Genomic DNA, 23,032 nt, shown 5'->3' on the forward strand with positions numbered 1-23,032 from the left:
GTCCGGGGACGACGCCGGTATTGGTGCTGCGCTCCCTTCCTGGCGACGGCTTCCGGACCCGCCGGACACCCCCTTCCGACCAGCAAGGAGGGACGAGCACCCAAAACCCAATGTTGACATGAGGTCATGCGGCTCAGGCCGTTGACTCCGGCCCTCCTATTCCGTGGAGCTGTCGCTCGTCGGCGCAGCGTGCTGCCCAGCAGTCCGCGCACCGGAGGGCCGCACCACCGAGCGGCCACCGGCATGGCTCCGGTCGAACCCGAGCATAGGCGTGATCCTGAGATGCGGCGGGCGGCGCAAGGGATGAGTCAGGAGCATCAGCTGGAAATCGCAAATCTTAAAGCCTGAACGTCGCAGCAACCGCCTCGCCAGGTTCGGGTTACAGGCCTCGGAGCCGCCACGGCTCTGGCCCTTTCCCGGCTCCCCGTCTGCTTCGTCAGGTTTGGGCCCCCACGTCGTGCGCACCGGCACGCCGCGGCATAACCGCGCACCCAGGGAGTCCACGATGAGCTACGCCCGCTTCGGCGCGATGATCCTGGTGTCCACGGTCGCCATGTTCGGGCTCATGTACCTGAACACCTACGCATTCGAGCACGTGTTCTACAGCCAGACGCGGACGTGGATGGCCATCATGATGGGCGGGGCGATGGCCGTCATCATGATGTTGTTCATGCTGAAGATGTATCACAGCAAGCGCGCGAACCTGGCCATTGTCGCCGGTGGGGCGGTCGTGTTTGCCGCGTCGCTCTTCCTGGTTCGCAGTCAGGCGACGGTCGGTGACGTGGATTACATGAAGGCCATGATCCCGCACCACTCCATCGCCATCATGACCAGCGAGCGCGCCCATATCCGCGACCCGCGCGTGCGACGCCTGGCGGACCAGATTATCGAGGCGCAGGTCCGCGAAATTGCGGAGATGAAGCAGCTGATCGCCGACCTCGAGCGCAATCCGACCGCTCCGGGGGCGCGGGACCTGGAGCCGCGGGTGGCAAGCGCGGCTACGACGGGACGGTGAGGTCGGAACGGACGCTTCCGCTTCCCCGGACGCCCTCGCCCTCTTGCCTAGGCCGCCCCGTAACGGGAGCCGGAGCATGGACGCTCGCCCGGAATCTAGGCGCGCAGGTCTCTCCCCTTGACCTTGCCACAATGGGAAGCCCCACCTCTCGGCGACTGTTGTGGAAAGGGGAATACCATGCGCTTCATCGTCGAGAACATGCACTGCGAAGGCTGCGCCAAGGGCGTGACTGCCGTGGTGAAGGAAGCCGACCCTTCGGCACAGGTCGAGGTCCGGCTCGAAGACAAGTCGATCTCCGTCAACGGCGGCCGCCTTGGCGGCGAGGCGCTTCGAAGCGCCCTGCACACGACAGGCTGGAAAGCCGCCGGGACGGCTGGCTGACGGTAGGCGGGCGTCGGCCTGCGGCGGAAATAAATTGGTGCGCGATTGCCGCTGCCGCACTGCGGCGTCCCGCCTATTCATCCTGCAAGGCTTCCGCCGTCATCGCAGTCGCGGAATCGCCTCTACAGGAGAGACCATGCTTTCACGATTTGCCTTCCTTCGGAACGGCGCGCTCGCTGCGGCCTTTGCGGTCCTGATGGCCCCCGGTGCCGCGTCCGCGCATGCGATGCTGCACTCCTCCGACCCCGCCGACGGCGCAACCCTCAACTCGTCTCCGCGCGCGCTGCACCTGATGTTCACCGAGGAGTGCCGCGTGACGTCGCTGCGCCTGCTCGACGAGGCCGGGAAGGAGCGGCAGATCCGCCGTGAGGGCGGGCGGGAGGCAGCGAGCCACGCGACCGCGACCGTTCCCTCGTCGCTCCCGCCGGGAGCCTACCGAATCGAGTGGCGGGCCATGGGCGGCGACGGCCATGTCATGAGCGGCGCAGTGCGCTTCGCCGTGACATCCTCGCGGTGATCTTGGAGCTGCTCGGGCCGGAGCCGGACCTTTACCGGGCGCTCTCGGCGGCGTGGCGCATCGCCTTCTACGTCACCTGCCTCGGGGCAGCCGGGCTGGGCATCTTTGCCATCGGCTTCAGCCGCCTACAGACCCCCCAGGACGCCGCTTCGTGCCGTCGCTTGACCCGGACCATGGTGGCGCTGGGCTTGGCGTCCAGCCTACTCTGGCTGGCAACGCAGGTTGCCTTGGCGTCGGACGGGGATCCGTTCGACGCCGAGGTCTGGGACATGATGGTCACCTCCCGCCCGGGGATCTCCGTTCTGATCGCCTGGGCGGGCTTGCTCGCGGTGGCGGTTGCTACCTGGATGGGGCAGCCGAGCCTCGTCGTCGGCGCCGCAGGCATCCTGACGATTGCAGCCAGCTTCACAGCCGTCGGCCACACGACGCAGCACCAGCCGCGGTGGCTCCTCGCGGCAGTCCTGGTGATGCACCTCGTTGCGGTCTCCTTCTGGTCTGGCAGCCTCTGGCCGCTCGCTCTGGCCTCGAAGCGGGGCGGTCCGGAGGCGGCATGGCTGGTCGAGGGCTGGGCTCGGGCCGCCACTTGGCTCGTGGGTGGCCTAGTTCTCGCCGGGGCGCTGCTGGCGTGGCTTCTCGTGGGCAGCCTCGAGACCCTGCTGACCACGGCGTATGGCTGGGCTCTGATGACCAAGCTGGCGCTGGTGGGCGTCCTGCTCGGCTTTGCGGCATGGCACCGCTTCCGGCTGACGCCTGCCCTTGCGGCCGACACTCCCGGAGCGGGAAAGCGTCTCGCTGTCTCCATCGGGTGGGAGATCGCCGTCATGGTCCTGGTGTTCTGGGCCGTGGCCGAGATGACGTCCACCAGCCCCCAGGGCGAGGGATAGCTTCCAGCGGTGCCGCGCCTATCCCCTCCCGGCCCAGGACCTGGGCGTGGTGAAGGCGCGGCACCGCGGAGTCCGGCCCCACTCACTGGCAGCATGCAGCGTCGGGGGAGGCAGAGCGGCTACTATTGCTCTTCCGGGGGACGTGCCATCAGCGCCATGCGGGTATCCTCACTGGAATTTGGTGGCAGCAAATTCAGACCCGGAGGGCGCGTCCGAGCTTGCGTCGGCTGGTAGATCTGCCGCCGTGATCGCTTAGGCCAATTTCCATATGCAGCCTCGGGGTTCCACTCCAGTACATGGCAGCGCCAGCCGTTGGCGGTTCACAGCGTTGTCCTATGTGAATCTGGCGGCCGCTTAAACGAAGTTCGCGCATACCCCTGTCCGCTCAGTTCACAGGTAGACACTACATCATTTTGTTGCACGGTGATCCGCTGTTCGACTGAGCCGTTCTCATTGGCCGGTCTCTGCGGGGACTTGGAACTACCTATCCTGCCCGGCCGGTACATTCCTCATCGTGCAAGGAAAACGTCATGGCACATAACCCGCAGCACTTTGGGCTGAGCAGTGGCCGCGATTTCCAGAGAGCGTTCGGTGACTATGACTTGCGCATTGGACAGGCGCACTTCGACTTTTTCTCCGGGTCCGACGCCATGGACGTGCAGTTTGGCCGAGCGAACACGGACATCCTCCTCGGCAATGCTCAGAACGATGACCTGCTCGGCGGTCGCGGAAGCGACGTCCTCGTCGGCGGTGCGGGTATCGATCATATGGATGGAGGCAAAGGCAACGACCTCCTGATTGGTGGCGATGCCGCCGACGAGCTTCGGGGGGCGGACGGGCGAGACTACCTCAGCGAAGGAATGGGCCACGGTGACCTAGAGGGCGGCGCAGGGAATGACGTGCTCTCCGGTGGGCTGGGCGGCGACGCATTCATCGTCGACCCTACCAGCGGTCATGACATCGTCGTCGACTTCCAGCCGGGGCCGGGAATCCTCGATCACATCGCGTTCCGCGATATCACGCCAGAGGAGCTGACATTCCAGGACACGGCTGCTGGCGTGAAGATTAGCTGGGCCGGCGGGGGAGGCTCTGTGCTGCTGGCGGGTATCCAGAAGGCAGATCTCGCCCAGGACGACTTCATGTTTGCGGATGACCGCTATCTTCTCCAGCCCACCAGCGCCGATGCGGACCAGGTATCCGCAGTCAGCTTCGCGAAGGATGAGGGCTTCAACCTCTCCGCGCCGGACATCACCGACGGTACGACGCCCGCCACCACCATCCACTTCGATGAATTCAACGTGCAGATCGGCACAGCGCAGGCAGACGCCTTCGCAGGTTCGGAGGTACGCGACTTTTACTTCGGTCTCGAAGGAGATGACCGCCTCTCGGGTGCGGCCGAGAACGACAACCTGACCGGCGATGCCGGAAACGACACCCTGGACGGCGGCATGGGGCAGGATCACCTGGTGGGCGGGGCCGATGACGATCAGCTCTTCGGTGGCGACCAGGCCGACAATCTTATGGGAGAGGACGGTAGGGACACCATCTACGCAGGCGCAGGTCACGACATGGTCGAGGGAGGCCGCGGCGACGACGTCCTGAACGGAGGGGATGGTGCCGACGCCTTCATCGTGTCCCCCGACAGTGGCAACGACACGGTCACGGGCGGGTTCGATGCTGGCCCTGGGGCGTTCGACCACATCGCCCTCAGGGACATCACGCCCGACGAGCTCAAAGTGGACGACACGGCCAGCGGAGTGCTGGTTAGCTGGACCACGGATCAGGGAACTGGGTCCCTGTTGCTTGAAGGCCTAACGAAGAGCGAAATGGCGCAGGACGACTTCATGTTCAACGCCGACGAGGGCACAAACGGTGCCTTCGTGAATGATGCATCTATCACGGACGAAGGTTCCCAATACCTTTTCCGCCACGCTGTCACGGCCGCCGCTCCGCAGACCGATTACCTGTTTACTTAGTCTGTCGCGGGCTTGCCGTTCTCGCTGAGAACGGCGAGCCCACAGTCTGGGCGCATATTGAGCCTCTCATATCCGAGCTCTCCCGTAGCTGAACAGCGGAGCGCGTGTTGAGACAGAGGCGGCGCTAGCCTGTCATGGCCGGAGAACGGCAGGCCGGCCAAGCCGGCCGGGGAGGCTGGGTGATTGGTCGCGAGCCGCTAGGCGGCTTTGGCACGAAGCGAAGGCTCAGCAGCATGCACCAGTAGCGAATGCGCCAACTTGAATGCCGCCAAGTCTTTCAGCCACGCCGCCACGTTGGCTGAGATCGTCGTCACGACGCCGCGTGTCCACTGTCCACTGGCGCACCGTGTGCTCGGGGCGGTTCAGTAGGCGGGTAAAGCCCCGGTACGACATGTCCAGCAGCGCCAGCACCCTTACAGAAGCAGTTGGGCGTTATCACGCCTCCGTTTCGGCATCCTCCGCACTGCCGCCTCGCCAGCCCGGCGGCCACGGTGCCGTGGCGTGTGCTTCCGCGACGCGGCGCAGCGTCGCCGCCTCGTCGTCGGATAGTGGGCGAATGCCGCGAGGGTAGCGCACCCACTCCCCCCGATCGCACCCCATCTTATCGGAGAACTCGCGCAGTTCGGGTGACAGTGGCGCATGGGCTGCGGCGAGCCCTTCCAGCCAAGCACCGAAGTCGTCGCGGATTTCGTGCCGCCCGTTGGCCATCTGCCGCACCGCGGCCTGCCCGACGTTCAGTCGGCGCGCAAGGCCGCGTTTTGTCCAGCCGATTATTTCGAGGCACTTGGCGAAGCGGGAGGGGGACATAGCCATGCAGGTAGTAATGGCGCGGCAGCGGCGCCTCCCGCAACGCAGAAGACCGCCCGGAGGCGGCCAGCGGCAAAGCGCGGAACGGAACAGCGGAGGCGGGCCGAAGCCCTCCCTCCCCTTCTGCAGGGCAATCATGGCGAGGCCCCGGCGGCGCCCGGTGTACCGTGGTAGGGACCGGCGACGGCAGCGCGCACGACGGCGCGCTCGGTGAGCATGGCCAATAACAGCGCCTCGCTTTCGGCGTCGATCAGGTTGCGGATGATGGCGCGGCCGGTGCCGTCCTCGATCACGGCCAGGAGGTAGGCGGGATCTTCCGAGCTGGTGCCGAGCGCCAGGCCGTTGCCGGCGTCGTCGTTGAGGATGAGCGGAAGGCCCAGGATGGGCAGGGCGTGGCAATCCATGGTGCGGAGCTTTCGACGGGGTGGAGCAGGAGGGAGAAGGAGGGGCGGGGATCGCTCCCCGCCCCGGCCCGTCAGGCGGCGCCCTTGAGGGCCGCCATGCGCTCACCCAGCATCCACAGCGCTCGGTTGAGCTTCACGTCCTGGTCGATGCCCGTGACCTCGCGCGAGGTCACGCGGCGCGGGCGGTTGTTGCCGTCCCTGCCCCATGCCTGGAGGCCGCCGCGGATGGTGTTTTCCTGCACCCGGTTGAAGGTGGTCCACAGATCGTCCGAGGCGTCTGCGAGCCGGCGGGCGCGCAGGAACTGATCCGCCTGGATCGGGGTGGACACGTTGCCCGCCTCGTCTCCGAAGCGCAGCACACGGGCGGCATCCGCGAGGGCGTGCTGTTCGTCGTGGTTGAGGGTGACGCCGGCCCAGGCGTCGGCCGCCTCGACGGCCTGGCGCGAGGCGTCCAGAACCTCGAAGCTGCCCTCGATCACCTGGCGCACCACGTCACCCTTGTGCGGCACCTTCACTGAGCGTTCCGGCCCGTCTGACACCACCATGCCGTTGAGGCAGGCGAGGCGGAACACGCCCGCGGTGACGTGGTAGGCGCTGGTGCCGTCATGGGAGTTGATGAGCACGACCTCGGGAAAGGTCATGCCGACGCGGCGCGGCTGGTTGACCTGGCCCTCGTGGCGGAAGCGGATGAGGTGCTTGGTGTGGCCGCTGCGGTCGGCGTTGCGCGGGCGGGTCTGCCGCGCCAGCACGGGGGCGAAGCCCTCGCGCCGCAGGCCGGCGATCACGTCCGCGGTCGGAATGTAGGCGTAACGCGCGGAGCGGGACGAATGGGCCTCGGTCGCAAAGGCGGACGGGGCGAGCTGCATCAGCTCCCCGTCAGACAGCGGGCCGGCACCCATCGCGGCGCGGGTGGAGCCGAAGGAACGAGAAGAACGGAAGAACGTCATGCGGAGCGCCTTGCTCTAACCGCCGAAGCGAAGCGCCTCGGCTGAGAAGAACATTATCCCTGCCCCACCTACCGGTCAAGGTTTTTAAATTAATAAATCAACCTATTGAGTAACCGACCCGTGATCTTGGCTGTTGCGGCGGCGTAAGGCTCTACACCGCCGGTGTGCTCTCGTTTTTGGTAGCGATGCGGGCCGCGATCATGCCTGCGATGATGGCTTGCGGCGTGACGTTGCGGCCCATCTCGATCGAACGACGGGCGCTTTCCTCTGTGAGTGCGAGCAGGTGCGCGCGAGGAATACGGAGCGTCAGTTGCGCCATGTCACCACCGGCCGGGCGGCCAGGGCGGCGCTTGACCGGGGTGCCAATTGCCGCCGCGTCGGGGCTAGGGCTGTCTGACATGCTGGAATCCTGGAGAACATTCATGCTGGTTGATCAATTAAAAAACTAAACAACCACGATAGCCCCAGATGGGGAAGGCCTCATCGAGGTGTCTAGCGCCAAGTGTATAGTCGTAATACGCTTTACTCATGACGACGTACGGCGTAGTCAAGCCGTATTGACGCTTGCTACCTTGACGCGCGGCGTCATGCGGTTGGAGCAACCATGTCGATCATCACCGTTGCAAGCTCAAAGGGTGGGCCAGGCAAGACAACGCTGTCCCAGATCATCGCGGGCACCCTCGCGGCGCGGGGGGTGAGCGTTGCCGTGCTCGATGCCGACCCGACTGCCGGCCTGTCCCGATGGGCGTCCAGGCTTTACGAGGGAGCCGCCTTCGTCTGCCACCACGAGCCGGACGAGGCGAAGCTGGCCCATCTGATTCATCGGATGGCCCAGGAGGCTGAGGTGGTAGTGGTGGACACAGCTGGTTTCGGCAACCGCGCCGCGACCGTTGCCATGACGGCGGCAGACGGGGTGCTGATTCCTATGGTGCCGGGGGAGGGCGACGTTACCGAGGCCGCCCGCACTGTTGAGCTGGTGGCCGGCGTTGCATCGGCAGCCCGCCGCGAGATACCTGCCCGCGTTGTTCTCAACCGCGTGCGGTCCTCCACGGCACTCTCCAAACACGCTGCGGCCGAGGCAGCGACCCTGCCAAAACTAGCCGCCACCCTGTCCGACCTCGTGGCTTATGGTGAAATGGGCTTTTCAGGGCGGATGCCGGCTGGGAAGGCGGGAGCAGAGGCGGCAGCCCTGGTCGACGAGTTGCGGGAACTGGGATGGCTGCCGGGCAAGCCCTCAGCAGGTGGAAAGAAGAAGACGCCAAGCGCCAAGTCGCACCACGTAAAGTCGAAGGACGTAAAGACGCATACCGTAAAGACGCAGGAGTCGCACCGTTGAAGGGCCTCAAGAGCACCAGGCCAGCGCCGCCCATTTCCCCTGACGAGATGCTACGGGCGGCCGGCGAGGCCGCACCGCAGCAGCCGCCGGCCATCGTCCAACGCCAGGGCGACGACAAGCCGGCTGTCCTGTCTGTCCGGATGACCGAAGGTACCTTGGAAGCCCTGGCCCGCTTCGCGATCGACAAGGGCACGACGCAGCGGCGCGTGATCGCGGAAGCCCTGGCCAAGCATGGCGTGCAGGTATCCAGCCATGACCTGGAAGAGCGGCCCCAGCCCAGGCGCCGTGGGCGGGGTTAGAAACGCAAAGGCGTCTTGCGTAAAGTAGTAGTACGCAAGACAGCTTGGCGCTTGTCAGTCATAGTCATTCCACATGCGAGAAATGCGCGCGCGCAGCCCAAGGCAGAGCATCCCAACAGCCCCACCACCCCAAACCATGCCAAGCGGCTCCCAGAGCGGTTGCCCCGCGTCGAGTGCGGAGCGGATGCCCAGGAGGCCCGCTAAAGCGCATATGATGCCCAGGAAGCCCAGCACGGCCAGCAAGACCCTCGCTGGTCCTCGAGCCAGGTAGAGCAGCGGGGCGAGCAGCAGCCAGGCGGCGGCGCGGAGTGCAGAGCCCACCCCACGGATCGCCCGTGGGAAAGGCGCCGCCACTACGAGCGTGGCCCCGCCGGCGCCGCCGGCGGTGGCGCCTCATCCAGCCACAGCGGCACGGCGCAGGCCCGCCGGCCAGCGGCATCAGCCCAAACCGTCCGCCCTTCGCAGCGCGCCAGCAGGCCTACAAGGTCATTGCGGCGGATGGCGTCGGCCCATGCCCGAGCCGAGGCCGAGCCGTCCGACAGTGCGGCGCGGATAATGCCCGTGGTCTCACGCACTTCCGCAGCCTCCGTCGATCTTCCCCACAGATAGCCGCCGCCCAGCGCGCCCAGCAGCAGCACCGCCGCCCCGGCGCCCGACAGCACGGCCAAACGCCGGGACTGCGCGCCGGCCTGGCGCACGAAGTCAGCCCGGCATGCCTGCACGAGCTGGCGCGTCATCTCGGCCCGCTCCGAGGTGTCCATCGGCTGCCGGCTGGCCTCTACGTGGTCTAGCACCTCGCCCATGGCGCTGAGGCTGGCCCCGAATGCGTCAAGGACCGGACCGAGCGGGTCGCCTTCGAGCTGCGCCTTCGACGCTGCCAAGCGCAGATCGGCGCGGGCACGGCCGATCGCCCCGCGCGGGTCGGAGGGCGCCGCCGAGGTCGTCGTGCTCACGGTATCCAGGACCGGATCGGCGCCAGGGCCGCGGCCAAGTCCGCCATCCACTTGCGGATGCGCGAGCGGTCGAACGGGCCGAGGATAGCGCCGGGCTGGTCTGCCGGGGCTTGGCCATCGCGCGCTTGACCGAAGCGGAGCCGCTTGCCCTCGATCTCGGCCGCAACCCCGGCGTCCAGCCGCGGCATCCAGATCGGCACCGCACCGCGGTCCACGGCGGCCCGGAAGGCGCTGTGCCGCAGCACGCGGGCGAAGGCGTCCTCGCGCGGCATGGTGGGATCGGCCAGACCGGCGTTGAGGATCAGCGCCGTGGCCTGGGGCTGGAAGCCCTGTGCCTCGTAGCCGGCCAGCACGCCCAGGTCATCGACGCGCGGCGACAGGGTGTAGAGCGCGACCGGATGCACGCCGGCCTCTTCCAGGCTGCCGGCCAGGTCGGGCACGTCCTCCAGGAGCTTGCCCATGCTCAGGTCGCCGCCGCCCATGTCGAGCAGGGCGCTCTGCTTCTCGGCCATGACGAAGCCGAGCAGTTCTTCCGCCCAGCGGGCGACGCCTGTGGGATCGTTGGTATCGGGCTGCGCCACGTCGTTGACGAAGGTGGCCAACGACCGGTTCTGCGGATCGAGTGCCGCGGCGATAGGCGCAGGCTTCCCGGGGCGGGCCTCCTCCAGGATGTAGCGCAGCAGCGTGGTCTTGCCGCTACGGCCCGGCCCCATGACGAACAAGGCCTTGGGACGGTCCCCGAGGTCCACGGCCGGGACCGTGGGCAGGGCTGCAGCGGCGCCGTCGCGAGGACGGGCCGCCGGTCCGACCGGGATCTCCCGCTCGCCCTCGATCGAGCGGGCGCGGCCAAACAGACGAGGGCCGGGCGTGGGGGAGGGGTCGGGCTGGGGCGCTGCGGACGGGGTGTTCTTCATGGCTGGTACTCTGGTCATTTCAGGGACGCTGGCTTGAACCGCGGGGGCGGCTTCGGATCGAAGGCGCCTTCGGTCGGATCAAAGGCCGGGCGAGCTGGTGGGGAAGGTGCCGCCGCGAGGGCATGAGGCGCGACGGGTGAAGGAAGCGTCGGGGCGGCCACGGGAGCAGTTGCGGGCGTGCGGGAAGCTCCAGCCTTCGCCGCGGCCATCTCTGCCTTAGACCGTCGCCGCCGCTGTCCCTTGGCGTTCAGGGCGCCTGTGACGCGATGGTAGGCCCGCCGCACCGCTTCCGTTTTTGGCGGTTCGCCGTTGGCATCACGGATGCCCAGCTCGGCCAGGGTGCGGGCAATGCTGTCCCAACTCGGCCGAACCGTGTTCATCCGCTCGGTGATCAGGGCGTGGTGCTGGCGCATCCAGCCGAGCAGGGGGGAGCGGCCCGAGAGCTGGCCGAACGCCTCCTGCGCCATCTTGGTCGCTGGTGGGGTGGAAGAGTCCGCCAAGCCAATCATCCGTGGTTGCAACTGCTCGGAATCGTGGCCCAAGAGAGCCCATAGGTGCAACCCCGCGTTCCCAATTAGATACGGATAAGGCACCGGTTCGACACCACTAAGAGACGCCTAAGACACATCAAAGGGACATCGAAGGTGTAATGAAGGGACGAAGACGGACAGGAACAGACAGAATTGCCCTCCGAGGGGACGAGGGAGGCACAAGGAAGAGATAAGCAGGACACAAGAGACTGGGGAGGAGAGTAGAGAAGGTCACTACAGACCAATGCACCCTAGAAGGTGCTGGCCTCATCTCCTGCGGGGATGGTTCATTGGCGCCTGACCAACTGACGCCGAGGAAGCCGCTATGTCGGACGCCATCACCGCCGAGCTAGCCCGCCTCCGGGACACCGTTGAGACGCTTACCCAAGGGCTGCGGATGATGGTGGAGACACAGGCCACCCACACCGAAATGCTGCAAGCCATCCTTGAGGCGGCGACCGAGGAAGCCGGCGAGAGCCCGCTGCCGGGACTGCTGACGCAGATCGTGGAACGCCTCGACGAGCAGACTGGAATCCTGCACCGTATCGAGGTCGCGGCCAGTGGTGGGCCGGTGGAAGATGCCCAGGACGACGAGGGCCACGCCGGCCGGCGGCCGGGGCCGCCGTCGCGGCAGTAGCAGGCCCGGCCGGTGCTGACCTTCCGCAAGGGCGCGGCCACCGTCACCCCTGGCGGTGCGCGGGCGATGGCCGATCACCTGATGGAGGAGACGCTCTCGCCCGAAGCCGTGGCGATGGGGGATTACTACACCCGGAACCGGGCGGCCGAGCTGGGAGCCGGGCCGGGACCGGATGGCGAGGCGGGACCGGAGGCGCCGAACCGGGGCACCCGGCCGCAGCCGCGGCGGGACATGCACCCCGGCCTGGCGGCGGCGCTGGGGCTGGACCCGCACGGCGTCCCGACCGTGGAGCAGGTCAGTCAGATCCTCGCCGGCCGGCGCGCGGACGGCGGCGACCTGGCGACGAACGAGGCCGCGACCACGCGCAGCGTCAGCTACATCGACCTCTGTTTCTCGGCACCCAAGAGCGTCAGCCTGGCGTGGGCCTTCGCGCCGACCGAGGCCGAGCGGGCGACCATCCTGCAGGCGCACCGGGACGCGGTGGACGCCTCGCTGCGCTACGTCGCCCGGGAAATCGGCCAAGTCCGCCGCGGCAAGGCCGGCAGCGGGGGCACCGAGGCCGGGCACATCGCGTGGATCGGCTTCGAGCACTTCACCGCCCGCCCGACCGCGAGCGTGGTCGTCACCGACCAGAGGACGGGCGAGGACCGCACCGAGTTCTTTACCCTCCGCATGGAGCGCGATCCCTCGGGGGCAGGGGACCCGCAGCTCCACACCCATTGCGCGGTGCCTAACCTGGTCCTGACGGACGGCGGGCATCTCGGCGCCCTGGACCTCAACCCGACCCGTACGCGCATCCACGAGTTCGGCGCCTTCTATCAGGCTCAGATCGCGGCGAACCTGCGTCGCGTCGGAGTGGCGGTGGAGCTGGAGGAGCGCACGGGCATGGCGCGGCTGCCGGCCATCCCGGAGGCGGTCTGCGAGGCGTTCAGCAAGCGCACCCGCGACGGCACCGAGGCGGCGCGCGAGGAAGCGGCGAAGCGCGGTCTCGATTGGGACGCCATGACGCCGGACATGCAGGTGGACTTCCTCAAGGGCGGCACGAAGGCTGCCCGTAAGAGCAAGGCGGACGACCTCAGCGATTTCGCCGCCTGGCGCGGCCAGGCCGCGGCCATCGGGTGGGAACACCGCGGCGTCGTGGCGCCACAGCGTCAGGGCGCCGAGGCGCCACGGGAGCAGAGCCGGGCGGCCCGCCTGAAAGCCGGTTATGAGGCGGCCTTGCCCTTCCTCGAAGCCGAGTTCTCCCGCGCCTCCGTGCTCAACGGAGCGGACCTGCGCGCGGCGGCAGCCCGCGCCCTGATCGCCGCCGGTATGACGCCGGGGGCGGACGGTGGCCGGGCGGATGTGGACGCCCTGACGCGGGCCATGCGCGAGCGCGGGGTGCGCCAGGATGGCCAGCTCACGGGGTTGGTGTGGGGGCGCGACGGCGAGCGCGACGAGGTGAAGGTGACAACGGCGCTGCACGTCGTCCAGGAGGGCGAGGCCGTGGCGCTGGCCAAGGCCGCCGCGGCGGATCGCAGCCGCGCCCTGTCCCCCGCTGCCCTGGCCGCCGCGGTGGAGCGCAGCGGCTTGGATTTCGGTGACGAGCACGGCCAGGCGCAGCACGCCGCCATGCTGCGCCTCGGCACGGGCGGTGCCGTAGGGGTGGCGGTGGGCGTGGCCGGGTCGGGTAAGACCGCCCTGTTGCGCCCGCTGGTGGACGCCTGGAAAGCTCAGGGGAACAACGTGGTGGGCGTGGCCATCGCCTGGCGTCAGGCCGAGCCCTTGAAGGAGGCCGGCGTGGGCAGCGTGGCCGCCCTGACCGGCTTCCTGCACGGGGTCAAAGCTGGCCGAATCTCGGTCGGGATGCGGACGGTGGTGGTGGTGGACGAGCTCGGGCAGGTGGGCGCCCGGCAGATGCTGGAGCTGCTGCGACTGCGCGCGGAACACGGCTTCCGCATCGTCGCCGTGGGCGACGACAAGCAATGCCAGGGCATCGAGGCCGGGCCGGTGGTCAACCTCATGCGCCGGGCGCTGGGGCGGGAGGCGGTGCCGGAAATCCTCACCACGCGCCGGCAGCGCACGGAGCGCGAGCGCGAGATCGCCGGGCTGTTCCGCGACGGCAAGGCGGCCGAGGCGCTGGCCATGAAGCGCGAGGACGGCACGGCCGAGGCGGTGCCGGGGGGCTACGACGACGCCGTGCGGCGGGTGGCCGAGCTGTGGCGGCAGCGGCGCGAGGCGAACGCCGGGGATGCCGGCTTCTCGATCAGCGTCACGGCGCCGACGAACGCGGACGCCCGCGCCGTGGCCCTGGCGCTGCGCGAGGAACGCCGGGCGATGGGCGAGTTGGGGGCGGACGTGTTCAGCGTGCGCGCGACCGACCAGGCCGGCGCCGCCTACAACCTGACCCTGGCGCCGGGCGACCGGGTGCGGCTGTTCGACCGCCTCAACGCCCGCTTCCTTGACGGCGGCCGGGGCAACATCGGTAACAACGGCAGCGTGCTCGAAGTCCGCGAGGTGAACGCGGACGGGATCGTGCTGCGGACAGCGGCCGGCCGCGACGGCGCGGTGTCGTGGGAGAGCCTGGCCGACAAGAAGAACGGGCGAACCCGCCTAGCGCCGGGCGATGTGCTGACCATCGACGCGGCACAGGGCATCACCAGCAGCGAGCACATCAACGCCATGCCGGCAGGATCGGCGAAGGTGCAGGGGTTCAAGGGCTACACGGCCGAGAGCCGGCACAAGGATTCCGCCTTCCTCATCACGTCGGACGGTGCCGAGCGGCGAGAGGTGATGGTGCGCCGGGCGTTGGGCGACGCCCGGCCGGTGGGCGCGGGCGACGTGTGGGAGAATGTGGCGCGGAACCTGGCGCGCCAGCCGGCGAAGACGTCGGCGCTGGACTTCATGGATCGCGCCCGCGACATCGGCCGCAGCGCCGCGCACGCCATGCAGGCCGGTTTCCGCCGTGCCGAGGCGCGCGAGGTGGCCGGCGAGCCGCGGGCGACGCTGGGGGCGCAGCTCCGCGACCGCCGCGACGGCCGGGTGGTGGGTCAGGCGGTGGAGCGGCTGCGGCAGGCGCTCGATGCCCGCTGGCAGGCGGTGCGCGCGCTGGCCGACCGGTTGCGACGGACTGGCGGAACCGTTCTGCAGGACCGCGGGCGCGAGGACCGGCGGACGGCCGAGGGCAAGGCGGGGGCGGTGCGCGACCGGGCGGCGGACAACCAGGCGCAGAGCCGGGCGGCGGCCGAGCGGCACCGGGCGCCGCGGCCGAAGCAGGCCGACCAAGCGCGGCCGGTGGACGCGCCGGCCTACTGGCGGCGGACGGCGGCGGGAGCGAAGGGAGCACCGCAGCCGAGCGTGCGGCGGGCGGCGCAGAGGAAGCGCGAGGAAGGCGCCGTTGCCGTGATCGCGGATCGCTTGGCGCTGGCCCTGGACGAGCGCGGCGCCTTCTTGGCGGGGATGAGGCAGGGCAGGGGCCAGAAGCCCGCCCCGGCGGCCCAGGAGCCGCGCCAGGGCCGCGACGGGGCGCAGGCTCCCGCCCGCCCGGTAGAGCCCGCCCAGGCCGTCCCTGCGCCGTCCCAAGCCGGCCCCTCGCCCATGCCCTCACCGCGGGCTGCGGCAGCTCCGGGGCGGCGCGCGGCGCCGCGCTTCACCGAGGCCGACGCCGCGGCGGACTTCGCCGTGGTGCTGCACCGGACCGGGCTGCGCGTCGCCGGACCGGTGGAGATGGATGGGCGGATGCACCGGGTTCCCGTAGAGGGCGACCGGAAGGGGCAGAAGTCGGGAACCTACGTCGGGCATCTGGACGGCTGGCCGGCGGGCTACATCCGCAACCACAAGACCGGGACCGAGATCCGCTGGAAGGCCGAGCGGCCCGTGGTGCAGATGGCGCCGGCCGAGCGGGCGGCGTTCGCGGCCGAGGCGGCGGCCAGGTCCGCGGATCGGGCGCGCGAGCGCCACGACACCCAGGAGCGGGCGGCGAAGATGGCGCACCGGCTATGGGCCGCGGCGGCGCCGGCCAAGGATCACCCCTATCTCGCGGCTAAGGGCGTGCGGGCGCACGGTCTGCGGCAGGACCGGCGCGGCCGGCTGCTGGTGCCGGTGCAGGGCGCGGACGGGCGCTTGTGGGGGGTGCAGCGGGTGGACCTGGACGGGTCCAAGCTGTTCCTGAAAGGTGCCAGGACCGAGGGCGGGCACGCGCTGATCGGCGGGCGGCCGAGGCCGGGCGTGCCGCTGCTGGTGGCCGAGGGCTACGCCACGGGGGCGACGCTGCACGAGGCGACGGGACTGCCGGTGGCCGTGGCCTTCAACGCCGGGAACCTGGCGGCCGTGGCGAAGGCATACCGGGCGGCCGACCCGTCGCGGCTCATCGTCATTGCCGGGGACAACGACCACCACCTGCCGGCGCGCGCGGTGCCGTTGCCGAACGTGGGGAAGGAGAAGGCCGAGGCCGCGGCGGTGGCCGTGGGGGGAGCTGCGGCGGTGCCGTCCTTCCCGGCCGGGGACCGGGGCAGCGATTGGAACGACTTGGCGCGGCGTCAGGGGCACCAGCCCGTCGCCGCGGCGGTGCGGGGGGCGCTCGATCATCTGCAACGAAGGGCGGCAGCTCGGATGGAGCTGGCCGCGGCGGCATCGGCGACCAGGCAGCAAGAAGCACGTCAGCGTGGACCGCATATGTAATTAGAAAACGGCATCCAGAAGTTTCAGGCTCGCAGGAACACTTGGTGGAACGTACTGCACCCAGCTCTCATCACCACTTCGAATTAGTTCCCTAATTTTAGTTCCAGTCGCTACTTGAAGGCCGGGTTTGATAATGTCGCGCATCACCACTACTTCGTAGCCGATTTCCCTGAGAACCGAAATTTTCTTTGTGTTCCAGGCATCAACAACTGTGGTACAGCAGGGTAGATGGAGTGGCCAAAATTCTTTGAGGCGATCTGGTTTTTCTATGGGGAAAGGTCCTACATCAAATCGGCTAGGCGATACCCCAGCATCTAGTAGAGCCCTAGTGATAATCTGTGTTCTCTGATAATAAGAAAGTGGATTTGATTGAAGCTCTAGGCGGTGAGGCGCGATCTCCCCTCCAATACCGGGCTCTGTAAGAACCCTGGTAAGCCCTATGTAAACTTTTTCCGCAACAGCCAGAGCAGCCATAGCATAGGCAAGATGTGCGTTGTGAAAAGGTTGAAACCTTCCATGAATAGAAACTTTATTGTGCATTGTTCTGCCAATCGTCCCAAATAGCCAGTTTATTTATACATATGTAGATTTACCGATGAGGCTTCGGAATCTGCCCAAATATTCTCAAAGTAATCATGGAAAGCATTGTATGCCGTATTGGTGGAGCCTCCTTTAACATGGTTGGTTAAAACAACTTGTGGATTGTGTCGCCCAGCGTGCTGTCCCCAAACAGTCCAGCCCCACAGACAAATATCCTCGTTGATAAACATTAATCGGAAAAGTTGTCTGTCTATGGGGTCTCTCACCGAATAGAATCTAACTTCGATGGCCAGATTATAACTAATTTTGACTTGGGCAATGCGCCTAAGGCTTTCTCGCACTTTATCACTATACGCTGTTGGGTTGACTCCATTTCGTTTGGCCTGACTTTCGAGCTGTGGATTAGACGGTGGCGATAAGAGGAAGCGGACCTTACTTCCATTGATGGCACACCTCCGCATCGTAGCTTCAAAACTAGGAAGGCTGGTTAACTTATCTCCCCCAATTCCCAAAAAGTCGATTGGACCATTTGCCATGTCAAGCGAAGCAGCGAAACCGATTCCTGCCTCAGTAGTAGAATATGCGTCAACAACGCCGAGGGTGGTGTAACCCCGCAACATAAACCATGAAGCGAAAATGGCTGCGGCTGCTGCAATGACAAACATTGGAAGAGTGTGAAGCGTGCCAATTAAAATAAAGAGCAACACCACGATGGAGGTGTTTGCGGAAGTAATCCGCCAAAACGCAGAAATACGAAAAATTCGGAAAACTCGACGTGATATCCAGATCAGAAAAAGCGCAGCTAATCCGAATATTGCCCATATACCCGAGGCTAGTAAGTTATTATAAACTCCGGGTCCATCGAAATGTTGAAGAGCAAGATCATACAATCCCATTTGTCACCCGAACCAATCTACGAGACCACGAATCCAAAGCGTTAATATTTTCGAGCAACTGACTGATAGGAGTTAACTGAACGTCTGTATGCATGCCCGGTTCTAAACTATTGATCAAAGCCTCTGTTGGCACAGCGACATCAAAGACCAAGCCAGCATGCTGTTTTTCAAAATCATTGGATTGCAGATACAAAATACCCACATAGTTGATTTTGACGTTTTCTGAGAAGGATAGTTCCTCGTACAACTCACGAAGAACAAAGTTTCCATTATCTAGCGGCTGGTCATTGAAGAGGCCGGCTGTGTCGTCGCTCTGCATGTGACCTCCGAAGCTGACGCACCAAGAGTGATGCAGCCGACTTTCAGGCAACCTTTTTGTCCTCTTGTAAGTAAGGATATGGCTTCCTTTTCTGACGATGAAAGTGGGAATTAGCTGTACGTAGTTAAGGCTGGTTTCTGCTTCGGCTCGGGGAACATCAACAGCAAAGTCTAGCAGAGATTGGAAATTATGGGTATAAAGTCCATCCGAGCCGTCTTTTGGCAGCATACTTAGAAAAGTGTCTATTGGTACGGCCTTAATTGTTTCGTCAATGGGATTGATCTTGCGACGCTTGACAGCGAAATCTTTGCCAGCATTCCATTCTCTGAGCATGAAAATAGCATGACCGGCACGCTGGAATTTGGATTGCTCTCCAGAGTTCAGAATATCCATGGATATGCGTGCAGTAATGGTTTTCCAAGGCGTTTTGCCACTTAGCTTGGCCAGATTGCCATCTATGATTGCTCTAGCAATGTCCCTTGCATGCATAGCTTTATTCGAGCTGCGCAGTACAAGTTCTGCTGCGTCAACGTTGGACATTGCTCCATCCTGTTCGATGGAAGCATCGCTAAAGGGTCTATCAGAAATTTGCTGCGGCATCAGCCTATCCCCCAAACTTCAGACGGCAGCATTTTTGATGGGGCATGATGACACTAATCTCCGATTCTATGCAACCTTGTTTGATATCATAGAGTTGTCGCCACTAACAATTTCTATTACGATAGAAATCTCCTTATGACACACAGTATCAAACTGGCTGGGGCGGTGAATATGGTGGAAGAATACAGTTTATCGGAATACACGAAGGATGGCGGTTGTGGTTGCAAGATTCCTGCGGATGTCTTGGAAGAATTGCTAATCAATACTCCCATTTTCGGACATGAGCGGTTGTTAGTTGGAGTTGGCAGTCGTGATGATGCTGCCGTATACCTTCTATCAGAAAATCAAGCCTTGATTGTTTCGAACGATTTTTCTACTCCAATGGTGAGTAGTCCTTATGATTTTGGTAGGATATCTGCTGCAAACTCTATATCCGATATTTATGCTATGGGGGCAAAGCCTATTATGGCTATATCTATCCTGGGGGCTCCCTACGAAAAAGTGCCAATTGAAACCCTGTCTTTGATATCTTCTGGGGGTTACGATGTTTGTGTAAACGCAGGTATACCCGTAGCTGGAGGTCATTCGATCAATTCGAAAGATTTGTTCTACGGGTTAACAGTGATTGGACTTGCAGACCCTCGAAGCATCTTGTTGAACGATAAATGCAATGAGGGCGATAATATAATTATCACAAAGCCGCTGGGTTCGGCTGTGTATGCTGAGGCATCTAGAGCATGCAAACTTCGCGAGCAAGAATACGAGAAGTTTATTCAAGAGGCAGTCCGCCTAAACTCAATTGGGTGCATTCTGGCAGGTATGGAAGGAGTAAGTGCAGCCACAGATGTGACGGGATTTGGGCTGATGGGTCATGCAAGAAACATGGTGAGGAAATCCAAATTAGATATTGTTATCTCAGCGAGCCAAGTTCCGCTGTATGATGGTGTTTTGGAGTATGCCTCTTCTGGTTACACTACTGGAGGTGCCATTAAGAATTGGAGGTCATACAGCAACTTTGTAAAGGTGGCGCCTGGTGTAAGCAGATTAATCTGCATGATCTTGGCTGAGCCGGAAACAAATGGCGGCCTACTTTTTTCTGTTTCGCGAGAACGCACGCAAAGTGTTCTTGAATGTGTGAGATCGAATGGTTGTGAGGGAGCAAATATTGTTGGATCGGTTGTCCCTGGCGATGGAACAATTAGAATTGTTTGACTGGTCTAATTGGCGATTACTAAATTGCATAGGGCCAAACATCTATCCAAGCTGTTGTGCGGCATCAAAATAATCGCTGCCGCACTATTGTTTTGCTGCTGCCGATTACTTGAAGCGGGATTGCTGGAAAACGGCGCCCATCTCATCGGGAGCTGCTGAGTGTTGGTCACGCCGGCAGGCCGCAGGCAGAGGAAAATTTGTCCATTGGCACCCCTGACCGTCGCACCTTCCGAATAGGCTAAGCCCGCCAGGTAACAGGCGGTATGCGTGTCCACGTTCTGCGGCAGTTGCTGCGGGTTTTGCGGGAGTAGGGGTTAGGCCGATGCCAGGGCAGGCATCAGTAGCAGGGCAGCAAGCAGGAGCTTTCGCACGTTGGAAGCCTCAGTAGTAGGGAAGGCAGAACCGGCGCGCGAGCGCCAGGGCTTGGAAATGTCAGCGTGGGGCTTCGCGTCGCTACCATTGTAGAAGCATGTCACCGACTAAATCCCATTGTGGGGACCGTCAGTCTCACGCGGTGGGGGTTGGCACAGAAGGGTGCTGTAGTAGTTGCCACCACCCCAAAGGCCGCCATTCGACACGTCGCGGAGCGGCTGAGTATTGATCAACCGCATCTGATCCCCCGCACGACAACCGCGAGCGCGCAGCATGGTGGCCACCTGTTCGGCTTCTTGGTTCCGCCCATTTGCCCCAGTGACCTCTACGGTGCAGAGCTGGACGATCCGCTCGGTGGGCGCTTGTGCCCGGGCAGGCGGTGCAAGGTCAGAGGCGCCAATCATGGCGACCGAAGCCACCAGGCCGAGCTTCGCGAACGATCCCACCATTTGCGTCATGCCCTGACTCCATATTGACGGCCGGGCGTGGCGGCCTCGGTCGAGGGCGCGGCGGCCGGCTTCGCGACACGGCCGGCAGCGGCCACGCCCTGCCAATATTGCGTTGCAGCCGAGGCTTGCCCCGGCGCAGGCCGTGCCGAGCTGGCACCGGCCGCGGCGGACGCTTCCGCCCGGCGCGGCGCGGTGTCGCGGGATTGGTTGGAACCCTTGGTGTCGGACATGCCGTCCTCCTATTCCGCCGCCTGCTTGTGGAAGCGGCTGGCCTCGATCGCCGCGCGCAGCTCGGCGCGGCGGAAGTAGATCGCGCGCCCGCAGCGCAGCGGCTTGGAGCCGCGGGCGAACACGAAAGCCTCGTCGCCGCGCACGTCCTGCATCAGCTCGTCCGGCCGGATCAGCGCGCGGGCCATCTCGTGCCGGTTCATGCTGCTGCCTTTGGAGCGCGACCCGGCTTCCAGGGGCTTGCCCTGATTGCCGGTATTGCTGCCCTCGCTCTCGGCCAGCACCGAGTGCCCTCCGGCCGCGTCCGAGACGGACTTCGCGGTGTCGGTGTTCTGCACGGCGGCATACATCCGCCAGCTCACGCTATCGAACCAGGCGTTGCGACCCTGCCGGCCCCACTGTTCCACGAGCTGATCCTCGGCCTGGTAGAGCAGTTGCAGGGTGATCCCGTACTTGCGGCCGGCGTCGCGGGCGACCTCCAGAATCTTCATCGGCCCGAGGCGGCGGACCTCATCGAGCATGAACAGCACCCGGCCCTTCACGTTCCCGTCCGCCTCATAGAGCGCGTTCAGCAGGGCGCCGACGAGCACGCGGCCGACCGCGGGGGTGTCGCGCAGCACCTTGAGCGGGACTTGCAGGAACACCGTCAGCTTGCCCCCGGCCAGCTCGGAGGTGTGGCAGGAGGGTTCCGCCCCCTCGGCACCACCCGACACGAGATCGGCGTAGGCGGCGACGGAGAGCCAGGCGGTGTCGCCCGTGGCGTTGCCGTAGATGCCCGAGAAGGTCTCGGGCACGATCTTCTTGATGGTGCCGGCAATGTCGCGGGCCATGGGGCTGTTCGACCCGGCGTGGATGCCTTCCAGCACGTTGCGCATCTGGTCCTCGGGGGTGACGATGCCGGCGCGCAGGGTGCGGAGGGTCTTGGCCGCTGCGGGCATGGTGTCGTCCCACAGCATGTGGGCGAGCAGGCAGGCGGTGAGCTGCTTGCCCCAGTTGCGGAAAAACTTGTCGGCGTCGGAGCTGCCGCCCTCAGCCTCCCCGAAAATCCAACCCACCACGGCGTGGACGTTGGTTTCCGCGAGGGGGTGGGTCACGTCGATCCAGTCGAGGACGTTGATCCCGCCCGGCGTGCCCGGTTCCAGGGAAATGACCTTGTGCCCCATGCCCTCGCGGGCCGCGGCGAGCATCGGCCCCAGCTCGCGCGAGGGATCGAGCACGACGGCGGCGCCGGTCCAATGGACGAGGGTGGAGGCGGCTGAGACAGTCTTGAAGCCACCAGAGCCGGCGAACACCAGACTATGCGTCGGGCCGATCTTGCAGGGGTCCACCAGCAGCGGCGCCTTGCCGCCCTGGCCCCAGGTTTCCCGCTTCTCTGGGTCAAAGGCGATCTTGGCCACCTTGTCCTGATCCACCCGGTAAGCCTCGCCCACGACCACGCCGCCGAAATCGGGATGCGGGCCAGGGAAGCGGTCACGGGCCTCCTTCATGCTCATCCACTCGGCGTGCCCGTGGTTGTCGGTGCTGCCGCGGACGACCTGGCCGGGCTTGGTGACGCGCCCGCCGCGGAGCTGCACCAGACGGTAGATCACCAGGCCAAGGAACACGGAGGGCGCCCCGGCGCCGAACATCAGCCAGCGGCCGACGATGGGGTTGGGCAGGGCGAACAGGGCGTAGCTCCACCACTGGCCGATCCAGGCGACGCCCTGGAAGGGGAAGTAGCGGACCAGGCCGGTGCCCCACAGGAAAACAGCTGAGGCGGCGGCGGTCCAGAGCAGCGCGACAATGGCCAGCAGCAGGCCCCAGGCCGCCAAGCGGCCGGGGGAGGGGAGGCGGCGGCGGTCGCTCACCGAGCGCCGCCGCGGCGCAGGGCGAACAGGTGCCAGGTCGCCGCGCCCAGGATCAGCGCGGCGAGAGCGCCGCTGTTGAACAGGAGCATCCGGCCCAGCAGGAGGATCGAGAACGGCACCAAGTCGTCAGCCAACAGGTGCGACCACCAGCCCCAGGACCAAGCCAGGCCGCGGAGCTGCGGCAGGCGCGGCGCACCGTCCATCAGGACCAGCAGCAGGAAGGAGGCGAGCACCGTCCAGGCGGCGAGGAAGGCGAGGAACGCCGCGGCTTCGTGGGCCGGGCGCGGGAAAGGCGGGCGCATGGCGGCTC

General features: G+C 65.2%; 25 protein-coding genes. 10 read left to right on the forward strand and 15 right to left on the reverse strand.

Translation table 11 applies throughout. The features are described from left to right. The first annotated feature begins 505 nt into the window (after positions 1-505). From ACO1BU_RS23720 to ACO1BU_RS23740, 5 genes are all read left to right on the forward strand, one after another. A complete protein-coding gene (locus ACO1BU_RS23720) occupies positions 506-1,015 on the forward strand; it encodes a DUF305 domain-containing protein (RefSeq protein ID WP_424138444.1) in 510 nt (169 codons plus the stop codon). A gap of 177 nt (positions 1,016-1,192) precedes the next feature. Next, positions 1,193-1,396, forward strand: a complete 204-nt coding sequence (locus ACO1BU_RS23725) for a heavy-metal-associated domain-containing protein (protein WP_424138445.1) — start codon at positions 1,193-1,195, stop codon at positions 1,394-1,396. Between the two features lie 136 nt (positions 1,397-1,532). Beyond that, positions 1,533-1,913 (forward strand): copper resistance CopC family protein, encoded by a 381-nt coding sequence (locus tag ACO1BU_RS23730; RefSeq protein WP_424138446.1) that lies wholly within the window; start codon positions 1,533-1,535, stop codon positions 1,911-1,913. Then, positions 1,910-2,797 carry a copper resistance D family protein gene (locus ACO1BU_RS23735; RefSeq protein WP_424138447.1) on the forward strand — a complete coding sequence of 296 codons (888 nt, stop codon included), beginning with the start codon at positions 1,910-1,912 and terminating at the stop codon, positions 2,795-2,797. Before ACO1BU_RS23730 ends, ACO1BU_RS23735 begins: the two co-directional genes overlap by 4 nt. A gap of 530 nt (positions 2,798-3,327) precedes the next feature. Then, on the forward strand, positions 3,328-4,773 hold the full coding sequence (locus tag ACO1BU_RS23740) for a calcium-binding protein (protein ID WP_424138448.1): 1,446 nt from the start codon (positions 3,328-3,330) through the stop codon (positions 4,771-4,773). 435 nt (positions 4,774-5,208) lie between these two features. On the opposite strand, the gene ACO1BU_RS23745 is transcribed toward ACO1BU_RS23740, so the two are convergent. The 4 genes from ACO1BU_RS23745 to ACO1BU_RS23760 form a co-directional block, all read right to left on the reverse strand. Further along, positions 5,209-5,586 (reverse strand): hypothetical protein, encoded by a 378-nt coding sequence (locus tag ACO1BU_RS23745; protein ID WP_424138449.1) that lies wholly within the window; start codon positions 5,584-5,586, stop codon positions 5,209-5,211. Positions 5,587-5,714: 128 nt separating this feature from the next. Further along, complete coding sequence (locus tag ACO1BU_RS23750; protein ID WP_424138450.1) at positions 5,715-5,984, reverse strand: hypothetical protein; 270 nt, start codon at positions 5,982-5,984, stop codon at positions 5,715-5,717. A gap of 71 nt (positions 5,985-6,055) precedes the next feature. Further along, positions 6,056-6,931: a DUF932 domain-containing protein gene (locus ACO1BU_RS23755; protein ID WP_424138451.1), complete on the reverse strand. Its 876-nt coding sequence runs from the start codon at positions 6,929-6,931 to the stop codon at positions 6,056-6,058. A gap of 151 nt (positions 6,932-7,082) precedes the next feature. Then, a complete protein-coding gene (locus ACO1BU_RS23760; protein WP_424138452.1) occupies positions 7,083-7,355 on the reverse strand; it encodes a hypothetical protein in 273 nt (90 codons plus the stop codon). 180 nt (positions 7,356-7,535) lie between these two features. Between ACO1BU_RS23760 and ACO1BU_RS23765 the strand changes: the two genes are divergently transcribed. Further along, positions 7,536-8,267: a nucleotide-binding protein gene (locus tag ACO1BU_RS23765; RefSeq protein ID WP_424138453.1), complete on the forward strand. Its 732-nt coding sequence runs from the start codon at positions 7,536-7,538 to the stop codon at positions 8,265-8,267. Beyond that, complete coding sequence (locus ACO1BU_RS23770; RefSeq protein ID WP_424138454.1) at positions 8,264-8,566, forward strand: hypothetical protein; 303 nt, start codon at positions 8,264-8,266, stop codon at positions 8,564-8,566. The genes ACO1BU_RS23765 and ACO1BU_RS23770 overlap by 4 nt, the downstream gene beginning before the upstream one ends. Positions 8,567-8,620: 54 nt before the next feature. Here the strand turns inward: ACO1BU_RS23770 and ACO1BU_RS23775 are convergent, their stop codons facing one another. From ACO1BU_RS23775 to ACO1BU_RS23790, 4 genes are read right to left on the reverse strand one after another with little or no spacing between them, the layout of a single operon-like run. Beyond that, positions 8,621-8,887: a hypothetical protein gene (locus tag ACO1BU_RS23775; protein ID WP_424138455.1), complete on the reverse strand. Its 267-nt coding sequence runs from the start codon at positions 8,885-8,887 to the stop codon at positions 8,621-8,623. 32 nt (positions 8,888-8,919) lie between these two features. Further along, positions 8,920-9,519 (reverse strand): hypothetical protein, encoded by a 600-nt coding sequence (locus ACO1BU_RS23780; protein WP_424138456.1) that lies wholly within the window; start codon positions 9,517-9,519, stop codon positions 8,920-8,922. Then, complete coding sequence (locus ACO1BU_RS23785; protein ID WP_424138457.1) at positions 9,516-10,433, reverse strand: DEAD/DEAH box helicase family protein; 918 nt, start codon at positions 10,431-10,433, stop codon at positions 9,516-9,518. Before ACO1BU_RS23785 ends, ACO1BU_RS23780 begins: the two co-directional genes overlap by 4 nt. Positions 10,434-10,447: 14 nt before the next feature. Then, on the reverse strand, positions 10,448-10,933 hold the full coding sequence (locus ACO1BU_RS23790; RefSeq protein ID WP_424138458.1) for a hypothetical protein: 486 nt from the start codon (positions 10,931-10,933) through the stop codon (positions 10,448-10,450). Between the two features lie 355 nt (positions 10,934-11,288). Here ACO1BU_RS23790 and ACO1BU_RS23795 point away from each other — a divergent pair, with 355 nt between their 5' ends. Both ACO1BU_RS23795 and mobF read left to right on the forward strand, forming a co-directional pair. Beyond that, positions 11,289-11,600, forward strand: coding sequence for a hypothetical protein (locus ACO1BU_RS23795; protein ID WP_424138459.1), 312 nt, complete (start codon positions 11,289-11,291; stop codon positions 11,598-11,600). A 12-nt stretch (positions 11,601-11,612) separates the two neighbouring features. Then, positions 11,613-16,259: a MobF family relaxase gene (gene mobF / locus ACO1BU_RS23800; RefSeq protein WP_424138460.1), complete on the forward strand. Its 4,647-nt coding sequence runs from the start codon at positions 11,613-11,615 to the stop codon at positions 16,257-16,259. On the opposite strand, the gene ACO1BU_RS23805 is transcribed toward mobF, so the two are convergent. From ACO1BU_RS23805 to ACO1BU_RS23815, 3 genes are read right to left on the reverse strand one after another with little or no spacing between them, the layout of a single operon-like run. Then, positions 16,260-16,799, reverse strand: a complete 540-nt coding sequence (locus tag ACO1BU_RS23805) for a hypothetical protein (RefSeq protein WP_424138461.1) — start codon at positions 16,797-16,799, stop codon at positions 16,260-16,262. It lies immediately after the preceding gene. 29 nt (positions 16,800-16,828) lie between these two features. After that, positions 16,829-17,695: a hypothetical protein gene (locus tag ACO1BU_RS23810; RefSeq protein ID WP_424138462.1), complete on the reverse strand. Its 867-nt coding sequence runs from the start codon at positions 17,693-17,695 to the stop codon at positions 16,829-16,831. After that, positions 17,682-18,614: an HTH domain-containing protein gene (locus tag ACO1BU_RS23815; RefSeq protein WP_424138463.1), complete on the reverse strand. Its 933-nt coding sequence runs from the start codon at positions 18,612-18,614 to the stop codon at positions 17,682-17,684. Before ACO1BU_RS23815 ends, ACO1BU_RS23810 begins: the two co-directional genes overlap by 14 nt. A 135-nt stretch (positions 18,615-18,749) precedes the next feature. Here ACO1BU_RS23815 and selD point away from each other — a divergent pair, with 135 nt between their 5' ends. Continuing rightward, the gene (gene selD, locus ACO1BU_RS23820; RefSeq protein ID WP_424138464.1) at positions 18,750-19,826 is read left to right on the forward strand and encodes a selenide, water dikinase SelD; all 1,077 of its coding nucleotides are present in this window, start codon (positions 18,750-18,752) and stop codon (positions 19,824-19,826) included. Positions 19,827-20,305: 479 nt separating this feature from the next. Here the strand turns inward: selD and ACO1BU_RS23825 are convergent, their stop codons facing one another. From ACO1BU_RS23825 to ACO1BU_RS23840, 4 genes are read right to left on the reverse strand one after another with little or no spacing between them, the layout of a single operon-like run. Further along, complete coding sequence (locus ACO1BU_RS23825) at positions 20,306-20,656, reverse strand: hypothetical protein (protein ID WP_424138465.1); 351 nt, start codon at positions 20,654-20,656, stop codon at positions 20,306-20,308. Then, positions 20,653-20,877 carry a hypothetical protein gene (locus ACO1BU_RS23830; RefSeq protein ID WP_424138466.1) on the reverse strand — a complete coding sequence of 75 codons (225 nt, stop codon included), beginning with the start codon at positions 20,875-20,877 and terminating at the stop codon, positions 20,653-20,655. The genes ACO1BU_RS23825 and ACO1BU_RS23830 overlap by 4 nt, the downstream gene beginning before the upstream one ends. A 9-nt stretch (positions 20,878-20,886) precedes the next feature. Further along, the gene (locus ACO1BU_RS23835) at positions 20,887-22,722 is read right to left on the reverse strand and encodes a type IV secretory system conjugative DNA transfer family protein (RefSeq protein ID WP_424138467.1); all 1,836 of its coding nucleotides are present in this window, start codon (positions 22,720-22,722) and stop codon (positions 20,887-20,889) included. Then, on the reverse strand, positions 22,719-23,024 hold the full coding sequence (locus ACO1BU_RS23840) for a hypothetical protein (RefSeq protein WP_424138468.1): 306 nt from the start codon (positions 23,022-23,024) through the stop codon (positions 22,719-22,721). Before ACO1BU_RS23840 ends, ACO1BU_RS23835 begins: the two co-directional genes overlap by 4 nt. Positions 23,025-23,032 lie beyond the last annotated feature (8 nt).

This window comes from Roseomonas chloroacetimidivorans (assembly GCF_049629625.1).
Taxonomy (GTDB): domain Bacteria; phylum Pseudomonadota; class Alphaproteobacteria; order Acetobacterales; family Acetobacteraceae; genus Roseomonas; species Roseomonas chloroacetimidivorans.

Bases quoted from the DNA above. Each gene is read 5' to 3' on its own strand.
- ACO1BU_RS23720 (WP_424138444.1), top strand. From the start codon at position 506: ATGAGCTACGCCCGCTTCGGCGCGATGATCCTGGTGTCCACGGTCGCC.
- ACO1BU_RS23725 (WP_424138445.1), top strand. From the start codon at position 1,193: ATGCGCTTCATCGTCGAGAACATGCACTGCGAAGGCTGCGCCAAGGGC.
- ACO1BU_RS23730 (WP_424138446.1), top strand. From the start codon at position 1,533: ATGCTTTCACGATTTGCCTTCCTTCGGAACGGCGCGCTCGCTGCGGCC.
- ACO1BU_RS23740 (WP_424138448.1), top strand. From the start codon at position 3,328: ATGGCACATAACCCGCAGCACTTTGGGCTGAGCAGTGGCCGCGATTTC.
- ACO1BU_RS23745 (WP_424138449.1), bottom strand. From the start codon at position 5,586: ATGGCTATGTCCCCCTCCCGCTTCGCCAAGTGCCTCGAAATAATCGGC.
- ACO1BU_RS23750 (WP_424138450.1), bottom strand. From the start codon at position 5,984: ATGGATTGCCACGCCCTGCCCATCCTGGGCCTTCCGCTCATCCTCAAC.
- ACO1BU_RS23755 (WP_424138451.1), bottom strand. From the start codon at position 6,931: ATGACGTTCTTCCGTTCTTCTCGTTCCTTCGGCTCCACCCGCGCCGCG.
- ACO1BU_RS23760 (WP_424138452.1), bottom strand. From the start codon at position 7,355: ATGAATGTTCTCCAGGATTCCAGCATGTCAGACAGCCCTAGCCCCGAC.
- ACO1BU_RS23765 (WP_424138453.1), top strand. From the start codon at position 7,536: ATGTCGATCATCACCGTTGCAAGCTCAAAGGGTGGGCCAGGCAAGACA.
- ACO1BU_RS23785 (WP_424138457.1), bottom strand. From the start codon at position 10,433: ATGAAGAACACCCCGTCCGCAGCGCCCCAGCCCGACCCCTCCCCCACG.
- ACO1BU_RS23795 (WP_424138459.1), top strand. From the start codon at position 11,289: ATGTCGGACGCCATCACCGCCGAGCTAGCCCGCCTCCGGGACACCGTT.
- ACO1BU_RS23805 (WP_424138461.1), bottom strand. From the start codon at position 16,799: ATGCACAATAAAGTTTCTATTCATGGAAGGTTTCAACCTTTTCACAAC.
- ACO1BU_RS23810 (WP_424138462.1), bottom strand. From the start codon at position 17,695: ATGGGATTGTATGATCTTGCTCTTCAACATTTCGATGGACCCGGAGTT.
- ACO1BU_RS23815 (WP_424138463.1), bottom strand. From the start codon at position 18,614: ATGCCGCAGCAAATTTCTGATAGACCCTTTAGCGATGCTTCCATCGAA.
- selD (WP_424138464.1), top strand. From the start codon at position 18,750: ATGACACACAGTATCAAACTGGCTGGGGCGGTGAATATGGTGGAAGAA.
- ACO1BU_RS23825 (WP_424138465.1), bottom strand. From the start codon at position 20,656: ATGACGCAAATGGTGGGATCGTTCGCGAAGCTCGGCCTGGTGGCTTCG.
- ACO1BU_RS23830 (WP_424138466.1), bottom strand. From the start codon at position 20,877: ATGTCCGACACCAAGGGTTCCAACCAATCCCGCGACACCGCGCCGCGC.
- ACO1BU_RS23840 (WP_424138468.1), bottom strand. From the start codon at position 23,024: ATGCGCCCGCCTTTCCCGCGCCCGGCCCACGAAGCCGCGGCGTTCCTC.